General features: G+C 63.2%; 15 protein-coding genes. 2 read left to right on the top strand and 13 right to left on the bottom strand.

Annotation, left to right across the window (positions count from 1 at the left end; translation table 11 throughout):
- Positions 1 to 165: 165 nt before the first annotated feature.
- The 13 genes from ABWO90_RS13230 to ABWO90_RS13170 form a co-directional block, all read right to left on the bottom strand.
- A complete protein-coding gene (locus ABWO90_RS13230; protein ID WP_353191690.1) occupies positions 166 to 912 on the bottom strand; it encodes an ABC transporter ATP-binding protein in 747 nt (248 codons plus the stop codon).
- A complete protein-coding gene (locus ABWO90_RS13225) occupies positions 912 to 2708 on the bottom strand; it encodes a branched-chain amino acid ABC transporter ATP-binding protein/permease (protein WP_353191689.1) in 1797 nt (598 codons plus the stop codon). Before ABWO90_RS13225 ends, ABWO90_RS13230 begins: the two co-directional genes overlap by 1 nt.
- Positions 2709 to 2726: 18 nt before the next feature.
- The gene (locus ABWO90_RS13220) at positions 2727 to 3782 is read right to left on the bottom strand and encodes a branched-chain amino acid ABC transporter permease (protein ID WP_353191688.1); all 1056 of its coding nucleotides are present in this window, start codon (positions 3780 to 3782) and stop codon (positions 2727 to 2729) included.
- A 319-nt stretch (positions 3783 to 4101) separates the two neighbouring features.
- The gene (gene hpaR / locus ABWO90_RS13215; RefSeq protein WP_353191687.1) at positions 4102 to 4602 is read right to left on the bottom strand and encodes a homoprotocatechuate degradation operon regulator HpaR; all 501 of its coding nucleotides are present in this window, start codon (positions 4600 to 4602) and stop codon (positions 4102 to 4104) included.
- 252 nt (positions 4603 to 4854) lie between these two features.
- The gene (locus ABWO90_RS13210) at positions 4855 to 6000 is read right to left on the bottom strand and encodes an ABC transporter substrate-binding protein (protein ID WP_353191686.1); all 1146 of its coding nucleotides are present in this window, start codon (positions 5998 to 6000) and stop codon (positions 4855 to 4857) included.
- 242 nt (positions 6001 to 6242) lie between these two features.
- A complete protein-coding gene (locus ABWO90_RS13205; protein WP_353191685.1) occupies positions 6243 to 7025 on the bottom strand; it encodes a sulfite exporter TauE/SafE family protein in 783 nt (260 codons plus the stop codon).
- A 549-nt stretch (positions 7026 to 7574) separates the two neighbouring features.
- Positions 7575 to 8573, bottom strand: coding sequence for a branched-chain amino acid ABC transporter permease (locus ABWO90_RS13200; RefSeq protein ID WP_353191684.1), 999 nt, complete (start codon positions 8571 to 8573; stop codon positions 7575 to 7577).
- Positions 8574 to 8583: 10 nt separating this feature from the next.
- Positions 8584 to 9468, bottom strand: a complete 885-nt coding sequence (locus ABWO90_RS13195; RefSeq protein ID WP_353191683.1) for a branched-chain amino acid ABC transporter permease — start codon at positions 9466 to 9468, stop codon at positions 8584 to 8586.
- A gap of 78 nt (positions 9469 to 9546) precedes the next feature.
- The gene (locus tag ABWO90_RS13190; protein WP_353191709.1) at positions 9547 to 10740 is read right to left on the bottom strand and encodes an ABC transporter substrate-binding protein; all 1194 of its coding nucleotides are present in this window, start codon (positions 10738 to 10740) and stop codon (positions 9547 to 9549) included.
- A gap of 76 nt (positions 10741 to 10816) precedes the next feature.
- Entirely contained in the window at positions 10817 to 11590 is a 774-nt protein-coding gene (locus tag ABWO90_RS13185) for an ABC transporter ATP-binding protein (protein WP_353191682.1), read from the bottom strand.
- Positions 11587 to 12366: an ABC transporter ATP-binding protein gene (locus ABWO90_RS13180; protein WP_353191681.1), complete on the bottom strand. Its 780-nt coding sequence runs from the start codon at positions 12364 to 12366 to the stop codon at positions 11587 to 11589. The genes ABWO90_RS13185 and ABWO90_RS13180 overlap by 4 nt, the downstream gene beginning before the upstream one ends.
- A gap of 525 nt (positions 12367 to 12891) precedes the next feature.
- The gene (locus ABWO90_RS13175; RefSeq protein ID WP_353191680.1) at positions 12892 to 14526 is read right to left on the bottom strand and encodes a GMC family oxidoreductase; all 1635 of its coding nucleotides are present in this window, start codon (positions 14524 to 14526) and stop codon (positions 12892 to 12894) included.
- Between the two features lie 109 nt (positions 14527 to 14635).
- Positions 14636 to 16144, bottom strand: a complete 1509-nt coding sequence (locus ABWO90_RS13170; RefSeq protein WP_502922603.1) for a CoA-acylating methylmalonate-semialdehyde dehydrogenase — start codon at positions 16142 to 16144, stop codon at positions 14636 to 14638.
- Positions 16145 to 16433: 289 nt separating this feature from the next.
- On the opposite strand from ABWO90_RS13170, the gene ABWO90_RS13165 reads away from it, so the two are divergent.
- Both ABWO90_RS13165 and fumC read left to right on the top strand, forming a co-directional pair.
- Positions 16434 to 17309 carry a LysR family transcriptional regulator gene (locus ABWO90_RS13165; protein WP_353191678.1) on the top strand — a complete coding sequence of 292 codons (876 nt, stop codon included), beginning with the start codon at positions 16434 to 16436 and terminating at the stop codon, positions 17307 to 17309.
- 178 nt (positions 17310 to 17487) lie between these two features.
- A complete protein-coding gene (gene fumC / locus ABWO90_RS13160) occupies positions 17488 to 18882 on the top strand; it encodes a class II fumarate hydratase (RefSeq protein ID WP_353191708.1) in 1395 nt (464 codons plus the stop codon).
- Positions 18883 to 18887: the final 5 nt, after the last annotated feature.

Genomic DNA, 18887 nt, shown 5'->3' with positions numbered 1-18887 from the left:
TGAATAAGTGAGTTCGCGCAGTCTGGGGATAACGCGACAATCCGTGCCGGAATAAATGGGGACGGATACCGACTCACAGCGCATGCGTCGACGCTCGGGACGAAAAAAAACCCGCCGAATTGGCGGGCCTTTCTTCCAGCATTTCCAGTCATCAACGAAGTCGCATCATGCAGCCTTCTTCGCCAATCCCAGATAGGTCTCAATCACCTTGGGATTGTTCGCCAGCTCCTGTGCCGGGCCTTCCAACGCAAGCTCACCCGTTTCGATCACGTAGCCGTAGTCGGCCACCTGCAAAGCCGCACGAGCGTTCTGTTCAATGAGCAGCGTCGCCACGCCCGTCTTACGCAAGTCACTGATGATATGGAAGATTTCCTTCACGATCAGCGGTGCCAGGCCCAGGCTCGGCTCGTCGAGCATGAGCAGTTGCGGCTTGGCCATCAACGCGCGGCCCACCGCCAGCATCTGGCGCTCGCCACCGGAGAGCGTCCCCGCCTGTTGAACGCGACGCTCCTTGAGGCGCGGGAACAGCGCATAGACCACTTCCATCTGGTCCAGGAAGTTCTTCTCCCCCGCGCGCTTGCGACGGTAGGCGCCCAGCAGCAGGTTGTCCTCGACGGTCATGGTGGAGAACAGCTCGCGCTTTTCCGGCACGAGGCACATGCCGCGCGATACGCGGGCTTCGATGGTCAGCGCCGACATCTCGTGACCGAGATAGGCCACACTGCCCTTGCTCGATCCGTTGTGCGGCAGCGCGCCCATGATGGCGTTGAGCATCGACGACTTGCCTGCCCCGTTCGGACCGATCACGGTCACGATCTGGCCCGCTCCGACGCGCAAATGCGCCCCATGCACGGCCTCGACTTTGCCGTATGCGACAGCGAGGTCCTTGACCTCCAGAATTGCGTCTGCCATCACTCCACTCCTCCAAGGTACGCTTCGAGCACCGCCGGGTTTTTCTGCACGTCTTCCGGCAGCCCCTCGGCGATCTTGGTGCCGAACTCCATCACCACCAGGTGGTCGGTCAGATTCATCACGAAGTCCATGTCGTGCTCGACCAGCAGCACGCTCATGCCCTCGTCCTTGAGCTTCTTGAGCAAGTCACCGAGCGCCTGCTTCTCCTTGTAACGCAGGCCGGCTGCCGGTTCGTCGAGCAACAGCAGCGTCGGATCGCACGCCAACGCCCGTGCAATTTCCAGAATACGTTGCTGACCCAGCGCGAGACTGCCGGCTTCGTCGTACATGTGCGCCCCAAGACCCACACGCTCGATCTGCTTCTTGGCTTCGTGCAGCAGCATGGCCTCTTCGTGACGGTCCAGACGCAGCACGCTGGACCACACACCGCCTTGCGGACGACGACGCAGGCCGTTCTTGTCGCGCAGATACGCGCCAATGGCCACGTTCTCAAGCACACTCATCTGCGGCATGAGGCGCACGTGCTGGAATGTCCGACCGATGCCGCGCTTGACGATCTCGCGCGACGGCAGGCGATCGATGCGCTCACCCAGGAACGAAATCTCGCCGCGAGTGGCTTGCAACACGCCAGTCACGAGGTTGAAGGTGGTCGACTTGCCCGCACCGTTCGGACCGATCAGGCCGACGATTTCCCCCGCCTTCACCTGGAACGACACGTCGTTCACCGCCACGAGACCGCCGAATTCCTTGCGAGCCTTCTCGAGCTTGAGCACGACCTCGCCCACAGCCGGCTTGGGCCGATGGCCCAGCGGCTCGGCCTGCTCCGGCGCCTTGGCCACACGTCGCGCCGGGAAGATCTTCCCGAAGAACGGCCACACGCCATCACGAGCGTATTGCAGCAACAGCACCAGCAAGATACCGAAGACGATGGTCTCGAAGTTGCCGTTGGCACCCAGCAGCACCGGCAGAATGTTCTGCAGGTAGTCCTTGAGCACCGTCAGGATCGCTGCACCCAGCACGGCGCCCCAGACATGCGACACGCCGCCGACCACAGCCATGAACAGGTATTCGATACCGTGGTTGAGGTTGAACGGCGTGGGGTTCACGGCGCGCTGCAAGTGCGCGTACAACCAGCCGGAAATTGCGGCGAGCACGGCCGCGTAGACGAACACGACGACTTTCATCCACGCGGTGTTCACGCCCATCGCTTCGGCCATTACGCCGCCGCCCTTGAGCGCACGAATGGCACGGCCGGAGCGCGAGTCGAGCAGGTTCTTGACGGACACCACCGACAACACGACCACGACCCAGATGAGATAGAACATCTGACGGCCACTCGCCAGCTCGAGGCCGAAGAGGTTGATGGTCGGGATATCGTTCAGGCCGTCGTACTTGCCCAGGAACTCGAGGTTACCGAACAGGTAGTACAGCGAGAGGCCCCAGGCGATCGTGCCCAGCGGGAGGAAGTGGCCCGACAGGCGCATGGTGATGGCACCAATGACGAGCGCCGCGGCCGCCGTGATGACGATACCGACGATCAGGCCCAGCCACGGCGATGCGCCGAAGGCCGTCGTCAGATAGGCCGTCGCATAGGCGCCCAGACCGACGAACGCGGCCTGACCGAACGAGGTCATGCCGGCCACGCCCGTGAGCAGCACGAGGCCGATGGCCACAATGCTGTACAGGCCGATGTAGTTGAGCAGCGTCACCCAATACTCAGGCAAACGCACCGGTGCAGGCAGTACCGGCAACACGGCCAGCAATACCAGGAAAATCAGGAAGTATTTGTTTTTCATTCTGTGGTCCGCCCCGGCTTATTCCTCGTCTTCTTCCACATGCTTGCTCGTGAGCGACAGCCACAGCAGCACCGGAAGGATCAGCGTGAAGACGATGACCTCTTTGTACGCACTCGCCCAGAACGACGAGTACGACTCCAGCAGGCCCACGAGAATGGCGCCGAGCGCCGCGAGCGGGTAACTCACCAGACCGCCGATGATCGCGCCCACGAAGCCCTTGAGGCCGATCAGGAAGCCCGATTCGTAGTAAATGGTGGTGATCGGTGCGATGAGAATGCCGCACAGCACGCCCAGCACGGCCGCCAGCGTGAACGCCAGACGCCCTGCCTGCACGGTGCCGATACCCACCAGACGCGCGCCCAGTCGATTCACGGCCGTCGCGCGCAAGGCCTTGCCCGAAAGCGAACGATCGAAGTAGAAGTACAGCGCGATAATCATCACGACCGACACGCCCACGACCCACAGGCTCTGGCCGGAGACCATCACGGAGCCGATGTTGAAGCTCGCGTCGGAGAACGCCTGCGTGCGCGAACCTTCGGCCCCGAACATCACCAGACCCAGCCCCGTAAGGGCGAAATGCACACCGACCGAGACGATCAGCAGCAACAGCGTGCTGGCTTCGGCCAGGGGCTGATAGGCCAGGCGATAGAGCATCGGTCCCATCGGCACGACCAGCAGCAGCGTGATGGCGATCTGCACGAGCATCGGCAGCGTCATCGGTGCCAGCGCCTGGACGACGAAGAACACAGCGATCGGAAACACCAGATATTTGCCCGCAAACACCGGTACCAGCCGTCCGGCCAGCTTGCGGCGCTCACTGTGACGCAACACGCTCGCCGTCTCGACGATGAATGTGCATACGCCCATCGCAACGAGCAACCAGCTCGTCAGCGGAAACTTCTGGGTTTGCAGTGCCGCCAGCGTGAGCGCGCCATACGACACGAACTCGCCCTGCGGAATGAAAATGACGCGGGTAACGGAGAACACCAACACGAGCGCCAATGCCAACAAGGCATAAATCGCACCCGTGGTGATGCCGTCCTGCGCCAGGATGGCTGCAATCGAAAGATCCATGCTCCTCTCACTTCGTTTGAGTACTTCTTGAACCGGCTGGCGAGACAGCCGGTGTGATGCACGGTGCGGCGCGCTGCCGCCCCCGTTCCCCTTCAGTTCGACGCACCCCAACGTTTCCCTCTCGGGTCCCCGTGCGGCAGTGCAGCGAATTATGAATTGTATAAATCGTTATGCATTGGTAAAACCCGGGTGATTACTGAGGCGGCAACACGGAACTGTCTGGTGTCTCCTGAATCCCGATGCCCCACATCGTCGTAATCACCCGCCTTTTCGCGGGCTTCGCTCGATTTCAGCCCGCTTTCGCCCGATTTCGTCCCGCTTACGCGGCCGGCTTGCGGCGACGGCGCGGCTTGGTCGGCAGCGAAGGCGCTTCCGCGAGCACTTCCGGCGGCAAGGCTTCGCGCACGACGTCGAGCAACCGGTAGATGTCGGCGAGCGTGTCGCGCCCGACCTTGTCTTCCAGATAGCGGTAGCGCTCCTCGACCAACGGGCCGAGCTTCTTGCACAGCGCCCGGCTCGACGGCGTAAGCGACACCATCACCCGGCGCTGGTCGGCGGCCACGCGGCGACGCATGATGAGGCCGGACGCCTCCATGCGCTCGAGCATGCCCGACAGACTGGGACTGAGAATGCAGCACTCGCGTGCGACCTGCCCGATCTCCATCTCCCCGGAATCGCTATCGTTGACGGCCCGTATGACACGCCATTGTTGTTCCGTGATGTCGTAACAATTGAGCAAGGGCCGGAACAGCCCCATCACCGCCTCACGCGTCTGTAGCAACACCAGAGATAGATTGCGGTGTTCGAATTCACCCGTCATGGATTTACGCTCGAAAGGATCGCGCTCAGCCCCCCGGCTGCGCGATCAGGTTGGGACAATGCGGCCTCTCATGTGCCGCTCGTGTCGCATGTCCTGCCGTCTCTTTGCGATGCGCGAAACTACCACGCTCAAAAAAAACGGGCGCGAACGCCCGTTCTTTCGGCCCGAACGGTCAGTCCGGGCCGTGATTCCGCAATACTTCGGATACGACAACGGGGCATGCCTGCGTGCTATAGGCAGCCCCGACGCGTATCAGTTCGCCAATTTCCACTTGCCGTCGACGATTTGCACCATCACGCGCGAGCGTTGATCCAGACCGTTGTGGTCGTTCTTGCTCATGTTGAAGATACCGGCGGTGCCCGGCATGTCCTTCACGTTCTCCAGCGCTTCGCGCAGGGCGGCACGGAATTCCGGCGTGCCCGGCTTGGCCTTCTTCAGCGCAACCGGAATGGTGGCTTGCAGCAGCAGGCCGCCGTCCCAGGCGTGACCGCCGAAGGTCGAGATCGAGCCGGCGCCGTAGGCCTTCTCATACGCAGCCTTGTACGCAGCGGCCGACTTCTTCACCGGGTTGTCGTTCGGCAGTTGCTCGACCACGAGCAGCGGGCCGGCCGGCAGATACGTGCCTTCGCAGTCCTTGCCGCAAACGCGCAGGAAGTCGTTGTTGGCCACGCCGTGCGTCTGGTACATCTTGCCCTTGTAGCCGCGCTCCTTGAGCGTGCGCTGCGGCAGTGCCGCCGGCGTGCCCGAACCGGCGATCAGCACGGCATCCGGATTCGCGCCCATGACCTTCAGCGCCTGGCCGGTCACCGAGGTGTCGGCACGGTTGAAGCGCTCGTTGGCCACGATCTTGATCTTGTTCAGATCGGCGGCCTTCTGGAATTCCTTGTACCAGCCCTCACCGTACGCATCCGCGAAGCCGATGAACGCGGCCGTCTTCACGCCGTTGTCGGCCATGTGCTTGGCAATGGCGGTGGCCATCAGAATGTCGTTCTGCGGCGTCTTGAACGCCCACGTGCGCTTGGCGTCGACCGGTTCGACGATCGCGGCACCGGCGGCCATCGAGATCACCGGGGTCTGCGTCTCGGCAGCCACGTCGACCATGGCCAGCGAGTTCGGCGTGACGGTCGAGCCGAGCACGGCGTCAACGTGATCTTCGCTGATCAGCTTGCGCATGTTCTTGACGGCGGTCGTGGTGTCGGTTGCGTCGTCGAGCACGATGTATTGCACGGTCTGGCCGGCAATCGTCTTCGGCATGAGCGAGATGGTGTTCTTCTCGGGAATGCCCAGCGAAGCCGCCGGACCGGTCGCCGACAGCGACACACCAATCTTCACCTGGGCGTTTGCAACGCCCGCGACCAGCATCATCGCCGATGCCATGCACAGCAACTTCAGTTTCATTTGGGTCTCCTCACAAAAATTTCGAATTCGTTTTTTTAGCCGCGATGCGACCGCTTTTGTGTGCGGTTGCGCGTCGCTTGTGCGTCGCTCTTGCGTCGCTCTTGCGTCATTAACCGACCGCGCAGTCGGCAAATCGTCGCCCATCTTACGGGCACCTTTGCCGTTTCGTAAAGTGCGGTTTCCCCACATGTGGCATCGAGCACAGCTGTCGCTCGACGCCCGCAGGCATGTCACGGACATCGTCAGGCGCGCAAAAACGCGTCGTAGCCGGTCTTCACGATCAGCACGGCGAGCACGAACAGGAACATGCGCCGTACGAAGCCCACACCGTGCCTGAGCGCGAGACGGGTGCCCACCTGACTGCCCAGCACGTTCATGACAGCCATGCCCGCCCCGACCTGCCACCACACGTGCCCACCCATGCCGAAGAGCCAGAGCGCGGCGAGATTGGTCGCCACGTTCACGATCTTCGACGACGCCGACGCGTTGACGAAGTCCTGACCGAACAGGCGGACAAACAGGAATACCAGGAAGCTGCCCGTGCCCGGGCCGAAGAAACCGTCGTAGAAGCCGATGGCGCCGCCCACGACGATCGCCATGAGGGTCACCCTTGTCCCGCCCTTCACAGGGGCGTGAACGGTGCCGAAATCCTTTTTGCGCAGCGTGTAGATCGCCACACCCACGAGCACGAACGGCAAGAGCTTGCGCAGCACGTCGGCGGGAATGTGCGTGACCGCGTAGGCACCGCAGAACGAGAAGACGAATGCCGCCACGGTCGCGGGCACCAGAATGGCCCAGCGCAACTGCACACCGCGAGCGTAGCGCACGGCAGCTGAGGCCGTGCCCCAGACGCCCGCCATCTTGTTCGTGCCGAACAGCACCGGCGGCGCAGCATTCGGAAATACGGCAAAAAGCGTCGGCACCGAGATCAGTCCACCGCCACCGACCACGGCGTCGACCAGCCCGGCCAGAAACGCCCCACCCGCGAGCATCAGCAAGTCGCTCAGCGCCCAACTCGTCAACATACATTCCCCATACATTCGCGCCGGCATTGCCACGGCGACCCGGCGCCATTGGCGCGATCGGTGAAAGCAGCGAGCATAGCGTTTTTCGCTGGCGTTGCGCGCATTCAGGCGATGTGATTCTCGTACTACGGCGTGAAACGTGGGAAAGACGCGGAGAAACTGCGGGGAAGCCTTCGATAACGCGCGGAAGGTGGCGTTCGAGGTGGGGTACACATGTGTGCGAAGCAAGCGCACTCGGCTGTCGACACTGCGGCGGGCGCCGGCGGACGATGACGTCGCACGACGGCGACGCACAATATAAAAAGCGCTGTTGGAGTCTTCTCCAACAGCGCTTTCCTTTTTGGCGGTGCGCGTTTTCGCGCTTATTGTCTCCTCGTTCCTCGCCCCTATATCCTGCTGTGACGCGAACTGAGGGAGAGAATAAAGGAGCACCCGATGCACCACAAGTCAGCATTTACCCCTACAAATTAGGTTTTTTCCGACATACACGCGCCAGGGTGGCGATCGGACGCCCCACCGCGGTGCGCCCGTCCCCTGCCAACCCATCGCTTACGACGACTGCGACATTCCGCGGAAGAAGCGGCTGCGCGCCACCAGTTCGCCCACCAGGCCGCGCCGGAACGCCAGCACGCAGATGATGAAGATGGCACCGATCACGATCGTCACCGACTCGCCGAGCGTCTGGAACCACGTGACGCCGGTGGCCGTCGCCAGCCAGTTGCCGATGTCACCGAGCTTGTTCTCGAGCACGATGATGACCACCGCCCCCACGACCGGCCCGAGCATCGTGCCCAGCCCGCCCACGAGCGTCATCAGGATCACCATGCCCGACATCGTCCAGTGCACGTCGGTGAGCGTTTCGAAGCCCAGCACCACGGTCTTGGTCGACCCGGCCAGGGCCGCAAGCGTTGCCGACAGCACGAACGCCAGCAGCTTGAAGCGATCGACGTCATAGCCCAGCGAAATCGCACGCGGCTCGTTTTCCTTGATCGCCTTGAGCACCTGACCGAACGGCGAGTGCACGATACGCATGATCAACAGGAAGCCCAATGCGCAGATCGCCAGCACCACGTAGTAGAGCGTGAGATCCGAGTCGAGCGGCAGCACGCCGAACAGGCTGCCGCGCGGCACGCCTTGCAGACCGTCTTCCCCGCCCGTGAACGGCGCTTGCAGGCACAGGAAGTACAGCATCTGCGCGAGTGCGAGCGTAATCATGGCGAAGTAGATGCCCTGACGACGAATGGCCAGCAACCCGATCACCAGCCCCAACACCGCTCCGGCGATCACCCCTGCGAGAATGCCCACTTCCGGCGTGAAGCCCAGATTGCGAATCGCGTAGCCGGTCACATACCCCGCGCTGCCGAAGAAGGCGGCGTGACCGAACGACAGCAGCCCCGTGAAGCCGAGCAGCAGGTTGAACGCACAGGCGAAGAGTGCGAAGCAAAGCACCTTCATGACGAAGACCGGGTAGGCGCCGGCGAACGGCGCCACGATCAGCGCGAGCAGCAAAAGCGAATACAGCACCCGTTGTTGCATCTGTTGTTGCATGGTCTGCCCCTTACTTTTGTTTGCCGAACAGCCCAGCCGGGCGCAGCAGCAACACGATCACCATGATGACGAACACCACGGTCGCAGACGCTTCCGGGTAGAACACCTTGGTAAAGCCTTCGATCACGCCGAGCATCAGACCGGTGACGATCGAGCCCATGATCGAGCCCATGCCGCCGATCACGACCACCGCGAACACGGTGATGATCATCGACTGCCCCATGAGCGGCGAGATCTGGATGACCGGCGCGGCGAGCACACCGGCGAACGCCGCGAGCGCGACACCGAAGCCGTACGTGAGCGTGATCATGAGCGGCACGTTCACACCGAACGCTTCCACGAGCTTCGGGTTCTCCGTGCCGGCGCGCAGATAGGCGCCGATCTTCGTCTTCTCGATGACGAACCAGGTCGCGAAACACACGATCAGCGAGGCCACCACGACCCACGCGCGATAGTTCGGCATGAACATGAAGCCGAGGTTGGTCGCGCCCGAGAGCATGTCGGGGGCGTCGAACGGCTGGCCCGATACGCCATAGATCGAACGGAACACGCCTTCGAGTACGAGCGTGATCCCGAACGTCAGCAGCAGGCCGTAGAGGTGATCGAGCTTGTAGATCCAGCGCAGCATCGTGCGCTCGATCACAATCCCGACGAGGCCCACCACGATGGGGGCGAGAATCAGCATGACCCAGTAGTTCAGGCCGAGATAGTTGCCGCCCATCCAGGCGAGCATGGCACCCAGCATGAACAACGCGCCGTGCGCGAAGTTGATCACGTTGAGCAGACCGAAAATCACCGCCAGGCCGAGGCTCAGCATGGCGTAGAACGAGCCGTTCACCAGTCCCAGCAGCAGTTGGCTCAACAGCGCCGGCAGGGGGATGCCTAGAAAGTCCATCGAAATCGATTCTCGGGGAGAAAGGTCGCGACGGGACACACGTCCCGCCGCTTGGATTGCATCGCGTTCAGACTGCGCTTACTTGAGCTTGCAGGTCGACTCGGCTTCGGTCGTGAACGCCTTCTCGCCCGGGATCGTGGCGACCACCTTGTAGTAGTCCCAAGGTGCCTTCGATTCCTTCTTCGACTTCACCTGCATCAGGTACATGTCGTGGACCATCGTGCCGTCCTTGCGGATGTAGCCCTTGCTGAACATGTCGTCGATCTTGATCTTGTGAAGCTGATCCATGACCTTGTCGGCGTCGGTCGTGCCTGCCGCCTGCACTGCCTTCAGGTAGGTCATCGTGGCCGAATAGTCGCCGGCCTGCAGGCTCGACGGCATCTTCTTCATCTTCTCGAAGTAACGCTTGGCGAAGGCACGCGTCTTGTCGTCCTTGTCCCAGTACCAGCTGTCGGTCAGGTACATGCCTTCGGTGTTATCCAGACCCAGCGAGTGGATATCGTTGATGAACACGAGCAGACCGGCGATCTGCATCTTGCCCTTGATACCGAACTCCTTCGCGGCCTTGATCGCGTTGATCGTGTCGCCACCGGCGTTCGCCAGACCCAGCACCTGCGCACCCGACGACTGCGCCTGGAGCAGATACGACGAGAAGTCCGACGCCGAGAGCGGGTGACGCACGGCGCCCTTGACCGTACCGCCGTTGGCCTTGACCACGTCGGCCGTGGCCTTCTCGAGCGCGTGACCGAACGCGTAGTCGGCCGTCAGGAAGTACCACGACTTGCCGCCCGCCTTCACCACGGCCGAGCCCGTACCGCGGGCGAGCGCCACGGTGTCGTAGGCATAGTGCACGCCATACGGCTGGCACTGATCGTTGGTGAGGGCATCCGACCCGGCACCCACGTTGATGTAGACCTTCTTCTTCTCGGCCGAGACCTTGTTCATGGCGAGGCCCGTACCCGAGTTGGTACCGCCGATGAGCATGTCCACGCCGCCGCGGTCGAACCACTCACGTGCCTTCGACGCCGCCACGTCGGCCTTGTTCTGGTGATCGGCGGTGACCAGTTCGACCGGCTTGCCGAGCACCTTGCCGCCGAAGTCGGCGATGGCCATCTTGATGGCTTCCGCACCACCCTGGCCGTCGATGTCGGTGTACAGGCCCGACATGTCGGTAATGAAACCGATCTTCACCGTATTGCCATCGGCATGGGCCTGCGAGGCCATTGCCGCAAAACCGAACGCAGCCGCAACGGCCAACGCCTTCATCCGCATCGTCATCTTCGTCTCCTTCGTGGATTTGATCGCCTGGGTCCATCGCCCGACGCGCACACGCATCGGGTAGCTCACCTCATACCCCCAACAACTCGTGCAGCACCGGCATCTTCGTTTCCAGCTCCGGAGCGCCGAAGCGCTCCACGATCTTGCCGTGCTCCATCACATAGAAGCGATCGGCCAGCGGAGCCGCAAAACGGAAATTCTGTTCCACCATCACGATGGTGTAGCCCCGTGACTTGAGCGTGGTGATCATGCGCGCCAACGTCTGCACGATCACCGGCGCGAGGCCTTCGGAGATTTCGTCGAGCAGCAGCAGGTTCGCGCCCGTGCGCAGAATGCGCGCCACGGCCAGCATCTGCTGCTCACCGCCCGACAGGCGCGTGCCCTGACTGTGGCGCCGCTCCTTGAGGTTCGGGAACATGTCGTAGATCTCGTCGAGCGACATGCCACGCCCGCCGTCTTCGCGACGATTGCCGCTCATGCCGATATACGGCGGCAGCAAGAGGTTTTCCTCGCACGAGAGGCTCGCGAAAATGCCGCGCTCTTCCGGGCAGTAGCCCACGCCGTGGTGCGCGACCTTGTAGGTCGGCAGATGAATCGTCTCTTCACCGGCGATGCGGATCGAGCCCTGACGATTGCCCGTGAGGCCCATGATCGCGCGCAGCGTGGTCGTGCGTCCGGCGCCGTTGCGGCCGAGCAGCGTGACGACTTCGCCGCGTCCGACCGTCAGATCGACGCCGTGCAGGATGTGCGATTCGCCGTACCAGGCTTGCAGACCTTCGACTTCCAGCGCCGGCACATTTGCGCCAGCACTTCCGTTGCCATTACCGTAGGTAGACGTTTTCACGCGTGGGCTCCCTGCAATTCGCCGTCCGCGGTGCCCATGTAGGCCTCCATCACCTGCGGATTCTTCGAGACTTCGTGATACGGCCCTTCGGCGAGCACTTCGCCGCGCTGGAGCACGGTGATGGTGTCGGAAATACCCGCGATCACGTTCATGTTGTGCTCGACCATCAGGATCGTGCGTCCGGCCGACACTTTCTTGATGAGTGCCGTGACACGATCGACGTCTTCATGCCCCATGCCTTGCGTGGGCTCGTCGAGCAACATTAGTTCGGGTTCCATAGCAAGCGTGGTTGCGATTTCAAGTGCACGCTTGCGACCGTAGGGCAGCTCCACGGTGAGGGTGTGGGCGAACTCGGTGAGGCCGACCTCGGAGAGCAGTTCCATTGCGCGCGCATCGAGTTGACGCAGCGTGCGGCTGCTGCTCCAGAAATGGAACGCGGTGCCGAGATTGCGTTGCAGACCGATGCGCACGTTCTCGATCACGGTGAGGTGCGGGAACACGGCGGAGATCTGGAACGAGCGGATGATGCCGCGTCGGGCGATCTGCGCGGGAGCCTCGCGGGTGATGTCTTCACCGTTGAAAGTGATCGAGCCTGCACTGGGCACGAGGAATTTCGTGAGCAGGTTGAAGCAGGTGGTCTTGCCGGCGCCGTTCGGTCCGATGAGTGCGTGGATGGTGCCGCGCGCGACGCGCAGGTCGACGCCGTTCACCGCGGTGAAGCCACGGAACTCTTTCGTGAGTCCGCGGGTTTCGAGAATGTAATCGTTGTTCGCCATGTCTCCTGCCACATTCCTGGTTGGCGGTGCGAGGCGTGTGTGGGGCCCGGCACCATCGTCTGTGACAACCGCGAGGCAGCCGGATGACGTCACGTTATGTCGTCGTCGGCGAAGTGCCCCGCGTCCCGCATGCGGCGCCGAATTCTTGGTTCGGTCGCACATAGGGAAACGTTATTGTGTGTGGTTTGCTGCAACGCGATCATTGGGATTTGCACTAAGCATCTCTCCCTTCGAAACGCGCATGTTCACACGCATCGAAGAACGTTCGGTCACATGCTGCAACCGTGCGCAAAGCCCTTATGGCACAAGGCTTTTGCGGCACACGCAAATGCGCGTTCGATAGCTTGCGGCGATCAACGCGTGCCCCTTGCCGCGCGGACATTAGGTATTACTACGTAAGATTTTGGCGACTGTCTGGAAATCCGGAATCGCCGAAAAGCGGCGAGCGTGACAAAGCCGCCCGAGCCAAGGGCCTTGTATTGGGTCCATCCGTTGTTGCCCGGCTCGGGCTCGCTTTCGGGTCACTCACCGCCCGGCTTTGCGCGCCGCGCGAATCATGTCGCTCGCCCGTTCGGCAATCATGATGGTTGGCGAGTTCGTGTTGCCCGACGTAATCACCGGCATGACCGACGCGTCGACCACCCGCAGGTTCTGCACGCCGCGCACCCGCAGTTGCGCGTCGACCACCGCGTCAGGATCGTCCGCGCGTCCCATGCGGCAGGTGCCGACCGGATGGAAAATCGTCGTGCCGATGTCGCCCGCCGAACGCATCAGGTCTTCGTCGCTCTGGTACGACGGTCCCGGCAGATATTCGCGCGGCTCGTAACGCGCGAACGCCGGCGCGCCCACGATGCGACGCGTCAACTTGATCGCATCCGCCGCCACGCGCAAGTCCGACTCCGTCGACAGATAATGTGGCGCGATGCTCGGCGCAACACGCGCATCCGGCGACGTCAGATGCACGTTGCCGCGCGAGGTCGGGCGCAGGTTGCACACCGACGCCGTGAACGCATTGAACTTGTGCAGCGGATCGCCGAACTTGTCGAGCGACAACGGCTGCACGTGATACTCGAGATCAGGACGCGCCACGTCTTCGCGACTGCGCGCAAACGCGCCCATCTGCGACGGCGCCATGCTCATCGGCCCACGCTGTGCGAACGCGTACTGCATGCCGATCTTCAGCTTGCCGAGCAGACTGTTCGCCGTAGTGTTCAACGTCTTCACACCACGCAGCTTGTACACCGTGCGCAGTTGCAGATGGTCCTGCAGGTTCTCGCCCACGCCCGGAAGATCCGCCACGACATCGATGCCGAAACCGCGCAACCGTTCGCCGCTGCCGATGCCCGAGACTTCCAGCAAATGCGGTGAATTCACCGCGCCCGCCGCGAGGATGACTTCAGCGCGAGCCAGCGCGGTGAAGTCCTGATTCCCGCCGCGATAGGCCACACCGGTGCAGCGCGTGCCCTCGAACAACATGCGGCTCACGCTCGCGCCCGTGATCAGTGTCAGGTTCGGCCGTTGCGACGCCGGACGCAGAAACCCCTTCGCCGCGCTCCAGCGCACACCACGCCGCTGATTCACTTCGAAGTAGCCGATGCCGAAGTTGTCGCCACGATTGAAGTCGTCCGTCTTCGGAATGCCGATCTGCTCGGCGGCATCCGCAAACGAATCGAGCACACGCCACGACAGACGCTGCTTCTCCACCCGCCACTCGCCGCCGCTGCCGTGAAATTCCGTGCCGCCCTTGTAGTGGTCTTCGCTGCGCTTGAACAGCGGCAGCACGTTGTCCCAGCGCCAGCCGTCGTCGCCGGTCGCGTCGGCCCACACGTCGTAATCCTCGCGCTGCCCGCGCATATAGATCATGCCGTTGATCGACGAGCTACCGCCCAGCACCCGCCCGCGCGGATATGCGAGGGAGCGGCCGTTCAGGCCATCTTCCGCCTGCGTGCGATACAGCCAGTCGGTGCGCGGGTTGCCGATGCAATAGAGATAACCGACGGGGATGTGAATCCAGTGATAGTCGTCCTTGCCGCCCGCTTCGAGCAGCAACACGCTGACGTCGGGGTCCTGCGTGAGGCGATTGGCCAGCACACACCCGGCCGAGCCGGCACCCACGATGATGTAATCGAAGCTCTCGTGCTCCGCTGCCTGCTTGCTCATTCCCGCATGTCTCCGTCGGTGGCGCGACACTCGCCATGATGCGGTGCCGTCTCTGGTGCGGCACCCGAGTGGGGTGGACTGTCGCCACCCGCATCGGGTTCATTTTTGATTATTTCGCCACCGGCATGGTGAATTCCGCCCCCTTGGCGATGCTGTCCGGCCAGCGTTGCATCACGCTCTTGAAGCGCGTGTAGAAGCGAATGCCCTCCTCGCCGTAGGCATGATGGTCACCGAACAACGAGCGCTTCCACCCACCGAACGACTGCCACGCCATCGGCACCGGAATCGGCACGTTGATCCCCACCATGCCGATCTTCACCTGACGCGAGAATGCACGCGCCACGCCGCCGTCGCTCGTGAAACACGATACGCCATTGCCATACTCGTGCGCATTGATGAGGTCGATGGCGGCCGCCAGATCCGGCACACGCACCACCGCCAGCACCGGCCCGAAAATCTCCTCGCGGTAGATCGTCATTTCCGGCGTGACGTGATCGAAAAGCGTACCGCCAAGGAAGAAGCCCGCTTCGTGACCCGGCACCTTCAACCCGCGCCCGTCGACGAGCAGGCTGGCGCCCGCGCTCACGCCGTCCGCAATGTAGCCTTCGATCTTCGCCTTGTGCGCACCTGTCACGACCGGGCCCATCTCGGACGCATCGTCCACGCCCGGGCCGACGCGCAACGCCTTCACGCGGGGCACCAGCGCGTCGACGAGACGATCCGCCACCTGGCCCACGGCCACCGCCACGGAGATCGCCATGCAACGCTCCCCGGCCGAGCCGTACGCGGCACCGATCAAGGCGTCGACCGCCTGATCGAGATCGGCGTCGGGCATCACCACGAGGTGATTCTTCGCGCCGCCGAGCGCCTGCACGCGCTTGCCGCGCCGCGTGCCTTCCGTATAGATGTACTCGGCGATCGGCGTGGAGCCGACGAACGACAACGCCTCCACATCCGGGTGCGCCAACAGCGCGTCGACGGCCACCTTGTCGCCCTGCACCACGTTGAACACGCCGTCAGGCAAACCGGCTTCACGCAACAGGTCCGCGATCAGCAGACTGGCCGACGGATCACGTTCGGACGGCTTGAGCACGAACGTATTGCCGCACGCCAGCGCGATCGGGAACATCCACATCGGCACCATCACGGGGAAGTTGAACGGCGTGATGCCCGCACACACCCCGACGGGCTGGCGCAGGTGCCAGTTGTCGATCCCGCCGCCGATGTTGTCGCTGTGCTTGCCCATGAGCAGGGCCGGCGCGCCGCAGGCGTATTCGACCACCTCGATGCCGCGCGTGACTTCGCCGCGCGCGTCGGAGAACACCTTGCCGTGCTCTCGCGTGATGATGCGCGCGAGTTCGTCCTGATGCTCGTCGAGCAGCGCCTTGAACTTGAAGAGCACCCGCGCTCGCTTGAGCGGCGCCATCTCCGACCACGACGGCAACGCCGCCTTGGCTGCGGCGACGGCGGCATCCACTTCCTTCACGCTGGCCATCGCCACGCGGGCGCACACGCGACCTTCCGCCGGATTGAAGACATCGGCGAAGCGCTCGCCGTCGCCCGTCACCTGTCGTCCGCCAATGAAGTGCTGCACCGTCGGAATATCAGCATTGCTCATGTTCATCTCCCCGATCTCGCCTGATGTCGGCCGTATCAATGCGGCCTTTGGGTCTGCTTTGCCAGACGCCTGCCCTTCGGCGTGCGCCACGATAGGCCTCAAGCGTACTGCGGCGCCCCGTTGCAATCCAATGAGAAAAAATCAAAAGCAATATAAGCTCTGCTTATGTCACCTCCCGATTCGCGCGTGGGGAGGCGTCGCTCATGCTTGCCGCCGGGCTTGTTGGCCTCGTCGACTCGCTTATTCGCTCATTCCCTCATCCTCTTTCCCAGCCCCGGATGGCCGCCGCATGGAACTCGCCCACCTTCGCGCCTTTGTCGCCATCGCCCACGAAGGCAACCTCACCCGGGCGGCGCAGCGCCTGCATCTGACACAACCGGCCGTCAGCCTCCAGGTGAAAGGGCTTCAGGAGGCCCTGCGCCTGACGCTCTTCACCCGCACCGCGCAAGGCCTGGCGCTCACGCGCGACGGGCAGGCGCTGCTGCCGCTGGCCGAGCGCATGCTCGCGGCGCTCGCCGACCTTCAGCAGGCTGCCGGAGCGCTGCGCGATACCGTGCGCGGGCGGCTTCGCATCGGCACGATCCTCGACCCGGAGTTCACCCGACTGGGGGCGTTCCTCAAGCGTCTCGTGGAGTCGTACCCGCAAATCGAGACGGCGCTGCGCCACGGCATGTCGGGCTCGGTGCTGCAACAGTTGGGACGCGGCGAACTCGACGTCGGCTTCTATCTCGGGCGTCCCGATCCGGAGCGCTTTCACGCCATTACGCTCACACCGTTTTCGTATCAAGTGCTGGCCCCGGCGGGCTGGCGCGAACGGGTGGCCCGACGCGGCTGGCGCGAACTCGCCGCCCTGCCGTGGATATGGACACCGCCCGAGTCGGCACACAACCGGCTGCTTACCGAACTGTTCGGCGCACTGGGCGTGTCGCCCGCGAAAGTGGCGGAAGTGGATCAGGAGCCGTCGATGCTCGATCTGGTGAAGTCCGGCATCGGCCTGTCGCTGGTGCGCGACTCGATCGCGCTGCGCGAAGCCCGGGCGCACGGCCTGGTGATCGCCGACGGCGTGGCCGTGCCCACCGAACTCACCTTCATCACGCTCGCCGCCCGGCGCGAGGAGCCCGCCATCGCAGCCGCGCTGCAACTGGTCGCCGCCGTGTGGGCGTAGGACACGATTCCGGCGCATAATCCATGCCTGCCCAGGCTTGCGGCGTTGCGACATTCGAAACGTCAGAAGAAGCCGAAATCCCCGCAAATCATTCCCACGACATGGCAAGTCCCCCTTTGACCTGCCCTGCCGGATATTCACCAACGCTCTAGAATTTAAGTCTGTCTTCGAGGAGTCGATCATGTCTGATGTGCGAATGGAACGCGATACCTTCGGCGAGATTGCTGTACCCGCCGACCGCCTGTGGGGTGCCCAGACGCAGCGTTCGCTGCAAAACTTCAAGATTTCCAGCGAGAAGATGCCGCGCGAACTCGTGCGCGCGCTCGCTCGCGTGAAACGCGCCGCCGCCGAGGTCAACAAGGGCCTGGGCGTGCTCGACGCCAAGAAGGCCGACGCCATCATCAAGGCGGCCGACGAAGTCGTCGCCGGCCAGCATGACGACGAATTCCCGCTGGCCGTGTGGCAGACCGGCTCGGGCACGCAGTCGAACATGAACATGAACGAAGTGCTCGCAAACCGCGCCAGCGAACTGCTGGGCGGTGTGCGCGGTGAAGAGCGTCTCGTGCATCCGAACGACGACGTGAACAAGGGCCAGTCGTCGAACGACGTCTTCCCCACCGCCATGAGCGTGGCCGCCCTCGACGCCCTCATCAACCATCTCAAGCCGAGCGTGAGCCAGTTGCGCGACACGCTCGCCGCCAAGGCTCGCGCCTACGGCGACATCGTCAAGATCGGCCGCACCCACCTGCAGGACGCCACCCCGCTCACGCTCGGTCAGGAAATCTCCGGCTGGGTCGCGCAGATCGATCATGGCCTGAAGCACGTCGACGATGCCCTGCCGCACGTTGCCGAACTCGCGTTGGGCGGCACGGCCGTCGGCACGGGGCTGAACGCCCATCCCGAATTTGCGAAGCAGGTCGCCGACACGCTCGCGCGCGACACCGGCCTGCCGTTCGTCACCGCCCCGAACAAGTTCGAGGCGCTCGCTGCCAACGACGCCATCGTCAACGCCCACGGCACGCTGAAGACGCTCGCCGCCAGCCTGATGAAGATCGCCAACGACGTGCGCTGGCTCGCCAGCGGCCCGCGCTGCGGCATCGGCGAGTTGCAGATTCCGGAGAACGAACCGGGCAGCTCGATCATGCCGGGCAAGGTCAACCCGACCCAATGCGAAGCCATGACGATGCTGTGCTGTCAGGTGCTGGGCAACGACGTGGCCATCAACATCGGCGGCTCGATGGGTAACTTCGAGCTGAACGTGTTCAAGCCGATGCTCATCCACAACTTCCTGCAAAGCGTGCGCGTGCTCGCCGACGGCGCCGTGAGCTTCAACGACAACTGCGCGATCGGCATCGAGCCGAACCGCGCACGCATCAGCTCGCTGCTCGAAGAGTCGCTCATGCTCGTGACCGCGCTCAACCCGCATATCGGCTACGACAAGGCCGCGCAGATCGCGAAGAAGGCGCACAAGGAAGGCACCACGCTCAAGGCCGCCGCACTGGCCCTGGGGCATGTCACCGACGAGCAGTTCGACGCCTGGGTTCGCCCCGAGCAGATGGTCGGCAAACGCTAAGCCCT

The organism is Pandoraea pnomenusa, assembly GCF_040391475.1.
GTDB lineage: Bacteria > Pseudomonadota > Gammaproteobacteria > Burkholderiales > Burkholderiaceae > Pandoraea > Pandoraea pnomenusa_C.
This window is presented reverse-complemented; position numbering and strand designations above follow the sequence as displayed.

Coding starts and splice junctions, on each gene's coding strand:
- ABWO90_RS13230 (WP_353191690.1), bottom strand. CDS start 912: ATGGCAGACGCAATTCTGGAGGTCAAGGACCTCGCTGTCGCATACGGC.
- ABWO90_RS13225 (WP_353191689.1), bottom strand. CDS start 2,708: ATGAAAAACAAATACTTCCTGATTTTCCTGGTATTGCTGGCCGTGTTG.
- ABWO90_RS13220 (WP_353191688.1), bottom strand. CDS start 3,782: ATGGATCTTTCGATTGCAGCCATCCTGGCGCAGGACGGCATCACCACG.
- hpaR (WP_353191687.1), bottom strand. CDS start 4,602: ATGACGGGTGAATTCGAACACCGCAATCTATCTCTGGTGTTGCTACAG.
- ABWO90_RS13210 (WP_353191686.1), bottom strand. CDS start 6,000: ATGAAACTGAAGTTGCTGTGCATGGCATCGGCGATGATGCTGGTCGCG.
- ABWO90_RS13205 (WP_353191685.1), bottom strand. CDS start 7,025: ATGTTGACGAGTTGGGCGCTGAGCGACTTGCTGATGCTCGCGGGTGGG.
- ABWO90_RS13200 (WP_353191684.1), bottom strand. CDS start 8,573: ATGCAACAACAGATGCAACAACGGGTGCTGTATTCGCTTTTGCTGCTC.
- ABWO90_RS13195 (WP_353191683.1), bottom strand. CDS start 9,468: ATGGACTTTCTAGGCATCCCCCTGCCGGCGCTGTTGAGCCAACTGCTG.
- ABWO90_RS13190 (WP_353191709.1), bottom strand. CDS start 10,740: ATGCGGATGAAGGCGTTGGCCGTTGCGGCTGCGTTCGGTTTTGCGGCA.
- ABWO90_RS13180 (WP_353191681.1), bottom strand. CDS start 12,366: ATGGCGAACAACGATTACATTCTCGAAACCCGCGGACTCACGAAAGAG.
- ABWO90_RS13175 (WP_353191680.1), bottom strand. CDS start 14,526: ATGAGCAAGCAGGCAGCGGAGCACGAGAGCTTCGATTACATCATCGTG.
- ABWO90_RS13170 (WP_502922603.1), bottom strand. CDS start 16,144: ATGAGCAATGCTGATATTCCGACGGTGCAGCACTTCATTGGCGGACGA.
- ABWO90_RS13165 (WP_353191678.1), top strand. CDS start 16,434: ATGGAACTCGCCCACCTTCGCGCCTTTGTCGCCATCGCCCACGAAGGC.